Source organism: Pseudomonas sp. P4_C3 (assembly GCF_056402075.1).
In genome coordinates this window covers 1-969 of record NZ_JBFUIC010000686.1, presented here as the reverse complement: position 1 = coordinate 969, position 969 = coordinate 1, and the positions used below count along the sequence as shown (strand labels likewise).

Below are 969 nucleotides of genomic sequence, written 5' to 3'. Positions count from 1 at the left end.
CCTTTGTTCGATGAGTGACTTTGATTGGCGGCCAAAACGGCTGACCATCAGGGGCCACGAGTTCCTCGACACCATTCGAGATCGTGAGGTTTGGCGTCTGACCAAAGCCGGCGCAGAAAAAGCTGGCGGGGTGAGCCTGGCGGTGATGCTGGAAATAGGCAAGGCCTACGGCAAACAAGTGCTCAAGGATCGTCTGGGTATCGATCTGCCATGATCGGACTTCTCCTTATGGGCTCGGTCACGGCGCCAGTCCCGGCGCTGGTCAGTCATGCCGGTGAGCGCGCCGGCGTGCGTTCTTTGGAGTTTTTTACCGCCAATATCGCAATCCCCACATAAGACGCGGCTACCCACTCATGGCAACGATCTGGAGCCGCAGTAAGCGCTGCTGGCGAGCTTGTATCTGTCACGACTGACCGGAAATGGCCGATTTCTGCCAGGAGCCACCGGCAGAAATTGACCCAATATAGCCCTTCGTTAAGGGCTGATATCGGCCAAAAGCGGACTGTTCCGCAGTGTCTTAGCAGGCCTCCGTTGAGGCTTGGAGGTGTCTACGAAATGTGGGGCGATTCAAAAAGCCATGTCGACTGGGCTTCTTCGTCATTTCAGTTGCTTTCAATACGTAGCCAAACACTCTGCACTACATGGCTCGCCCGTTGTGTTAATGCCTCAGCAGATGACAATGAGAACATGGAGGAGAGTTTTACCGGCCGCAGCTGAGTGCGGCCAGTCGCTGTGCGGTACCAATCAGGTGAAAGGAAGCATCATCGTGATTGGAGAAATTTGCGGGCAGCGAAGAAATCCGGCCTTTTCGTAAAGCCCCACCAACTGATCATTAAGTGGATGGACTACGAGTGCCGTTGATGCAACTTCTTCAGAGGCGGCAAGCGCACGAAGAACGGCATCCTGGATCAGGTCTAGCGACAGTCCGGTACCCTGGAGCGTCTTACACACCCCCATGCGACCCAGGAC

The 969-nt window shown here is 55.4% G+C and carries 2 protein-coding genes; one reads left to right on the top strand and one right to left on the bottom strand.

Annotated features, from left to right (window positions below):
• Nucleotides 1-214: DUF2513 domain-containing protein (locus AC1DVH_RS31780; protein ID WP_477757118.1), on the top strand; the 214-nt coding region annotated here is incomplete at its 5' end.
• A 530-nt stretch (nt 215-744) separates the two neighbouring features.
• Here the strand turns inward: AC1DVH_RS31780 and AC1DVH_RS31775 are convergent.
• Nucleotides 745-969 (bottom strand): N-acetyltransferase (locus tag AC1DVH_RS31775; RefSeq protein ID WP_477757117.1); only part of this gene is annotated, 225 nt, incomplete at its 5' end.